Annotated in this window: 3 protein-coding genes; 1 reads left to right on the plus strand and 2 read right to left on the minus strand. The window is 66.4% G+C overall.

Annotated elements, in window-relative coordinates; all coding sequences use genetic code 11:
* Positions 1-267: 267 nt before the first annotated feature.
* Entirely contained in the window at positions 268-1413 is a 1146-nt protein-coding gene (locus tag DM816_RS41240; protein ID WP_117215860.1) for an MFS transporter, read from the minus strand.
* 9 nt (positions 1414-1422) lie between these two features.
* Positions 1423-2268 carry a DMT family transporter gene (locus DM816_RS41245; RefSeq protein WP_117215861.1) on the minus strand — a complete coding sequence of 282 codons (846 nt, stop codon included), beginning with the start codon at positions 2266-2268 and terminating at the stop codon, positions 1423-1425.
* Positions 2269-2309: 41 nt separating this feature from the next.
* On the opposite strand from DM816_RS41245, the gene DM816_RS41250 reads away from it, so the two are divergent.
* Positions 2310-2933, plus strand: coding sequence for a helix-turn-helix domain-containing protein (locus tag DM816_RS41250; protein WP_117215862.1), 624 nt, complete (start codon positions 2310-2312; stop codon positions 2931-2933).
* Positions 2934-2946: the final 13 nt, after the last annotated feature.

A 2946-nucleotide genomic window follows, 5' to 3' on the forward strand; every position in this document is an offset into this window, starting at 1 on the left:
AACAAAGAATCCGAAAAATCCTGGCATGAAAACATTCATACCAAAGGAATCAACCCAACAAAGGGGTCAAAAACCAAACAAAAACTTTGGCACTGGCATAAACAAGCACCCTGTTAAGTTCTCAAAAAACAAACACACACCAAGCACAACCGCATCGCTGCGGAGATGTCTGGGGCGAGCCCTCAGGAATTTGTAACCTGTCCCGCGGGCATTCAGAAGGTTACGCCAACACTGCGCGGCAATGCAAATCGGGGTGGGTCGTCCGGGTCACAGTGTGGCTGCGCGCAACCGCCGCGCACCCAGCACCACGATCGCGACAAACCCTGTGACTAGGGCAAACGAGAACTGCAGTGAGGTCACGGCCGCAATTCCGCCGATCATTCCGGGAGCGGCGAGGCCCGCTCCATACGAGACGGTCGCCACTCCTGCGATCGCGTGAGTCGGGTGCTCGCCCGTATGCCCGGCCGCACTGAACGCCAACGGGACCACCACCGCGACCCCGATCCCGATCATGCCGAACCCGATGGTTGCCAGCAGCGGCGAAAGTGCCGTCACCACAAGGATTCCGCCAACCACGCCCATCAAGCCGGCGGCCCGCACGGTACCCACAGCGCCAAAACGGGTGACCACGAAATCTCCCGCAAGGCGCCCCGCGGCCATTGAGAACGCGAACGCCGCGAAAGCCAGAGCCCCGACGGCCTCACCGGCACCCAGAATCTCGATGAGGTACACCGCCGCCCAATCGGCGGACGCGGACTCCGCGACGATCGCGCAAAAGCCGATCAGACCGATGATCAGGACCGGCCCGCGCGGGAAGGAGAATCGCGGCCCACCGTCCTCATTGGACACGGGTGCGGCCGGGAACAGCCGATGCCCGGCCGCGTATCCGATGACCAGCACCACCGCACCGACCACGGCCAGGTTGGCGGGCGCACCGATGGCCAACTTCGCCGCGCCGGCCCCGATCCCGGCCCCGATCAGGCCGCCAACGCTCCACATGCCATGCAAACCTGACATGATCGAGCGCCGCATCGCCTTTTCCACCGCCACCGCTTCGGCATTCATCGCCATATCGGAGGTACCGGCCGCAGCCCCACCCAACAGCAGAAAGAACATGAGCACCCATCGATTGGGCGCCAGCGGAATGATGATCAGCGCCAATGACCACAGCGAGATCAGCACCCGCGTGGTCGCCCGCCCACCGAACCGGGTGACCAGCCGGCCCGCGAACGGCATCGTGGTCAGCGAACCCAGCGCGGGCATAACCAACGCCAGCCCGAGCTGCCCGTCGCTGAGCATCAGATGCTCCTTGATCCACGGGATGCGGGCGGCGAAACTGCCGCTGACCACGCCATGCACGGCGAAGATGGTGGCGACGGCCCAGCGGGCACTGATCACGGAACGGTCGGACACCGCGCAACCTTACGCCGCCGCAAGCACCAGCGACGCGGCCGCAAGCCCGAGCCCCGCCATCTGAACCGGCCGCAGCCTCTCCTTGTTGACGACCAACGCCAGCAGCACGGTGCTCGCCGGATAGAGCGAGGCGATCGGCGCGAGGATGCTGATGTCCCCGCCGTACACCGCGATCAGATAAAACCCGTTGGCCGTGATGTCCAACACTCCCGCGACCACCGCGAGCCACGCGACCCGCCCGCGCAACAGCAGCGGCCCGCCCAGGCGCGAGTATCGCAGTAGCAGCAAGCCAACCGGCAGCGCCGCGAACCGGGCCATCGCCAGCGGCCACATGCCCGCGCTCTCCCCCGCCCGCGCGAGCAGCAGGAAGAACAGCCCGAACATGACACCCGACAGCAGCGCGAGCCCGAACACCCGCGCGCTTGTCGTCTTGGGCCCACCGGATGCGCCCATGCTCACAAACCCGATCGCCACGACCGCGCACAGCGCACCCGTGATCGGCAGGGCTCCGGGCCGCTCGCCCAGCACCAGCCCACCGATCATCGGCACGACCGCGGCCGTGACGGCCGTGGTCGGCGCCACAACGGCCATCGCACCGCTGGCGAGGCTCTGGTACAGCAGCACGATCCCGAACAGCCCGGCCACGCCCGCGGCCGCGCCCCACGCCACAGCCGACACGCCGAATCGTCCCGGCACCACGAGCAGAAAAAGTGCGATCATGGGTGCGGCGCTCAGCTGCGAGAAAACCGTGACGGAAAGCGCATGCCCGCGCTGGAGCTGGACAGCCTTCCCGCCGCAGAAGTCGGCGGTGCCCCAAATCAGGGCGGAGGCTCCGGCGAGCAGAATAGGCAGCATCCGACAGTCGTACCACGATATTGACTACAAAGGACAGTGTGTTGACCGACACCACGACCGGCCGGCCTGGATCCGTTGAGGAGATCAACGCGGCGGTGGCGCTGCACGTCCGCGCGCTGCGCACCGGGCGGGGCTGGTCGCTCGACGAGTTATCCGGCCGCTCAAGCGTGAGCAAGGGCATGCTGGTCCAGATCGAGGCCGCGCGCACCAACCCCAGCGTGGGCACGCTGGCCCGCATCGCCGACGCGTTCGGGGTGACCGTCGCCCGCCTGCTCCAACCCGCCAACGATCGCAGCGTCCATCTATCGGACATCCAGGATGCCCCCGTTTTGTGGCGGGGCGGCCGCGGCGGCATGGGGCGCCTGTTGCGCGGGCTGAGCGACCCGGATTTCGTGGAACTCTGGGATTGGAGATTCGCTCCCTACGAGCGTTTCGAATCAGAAGACCATCAGCCTGGTACCAGAGAAATGGTCCATGTCTTGGTCGGCGAGATCGTCGTGACCGTCGACGGCGCCGACCACGTGGTCCAAGCCGGGCAGACGCTGGACTTCCGCGGCGACCGCACGCATGTTTACCGCAACGAGACCGACTCGCCGACCCGCTTCGTGATGGTCGTGGCCATCCCGCCTGGCGAGTTCGACCGCCGCATGCCCCGCCAACGCTAGGCCCCGCCTCGCC

Origin of the sequence: Allorhizocola rhizosphaerae (genome assembly GCF_003426775.1) — a bacterium.
GTDB lineage: Bacteria > Actinomycetota > Actinomycetes > Mycobacteriales > Micromonosporaceae > Allorhizocola > Allorhizocola rhizosphaerae.

Coding starts and splice junctions, on each gene's coding strand:
- DM816_RS41245 (WP_117215861.1), bottom strand. CDS start 2,268: ATGCTGCCTATTCTGCTCGCCGGAGCCTCCGCCCTGATTTGGGGCACC.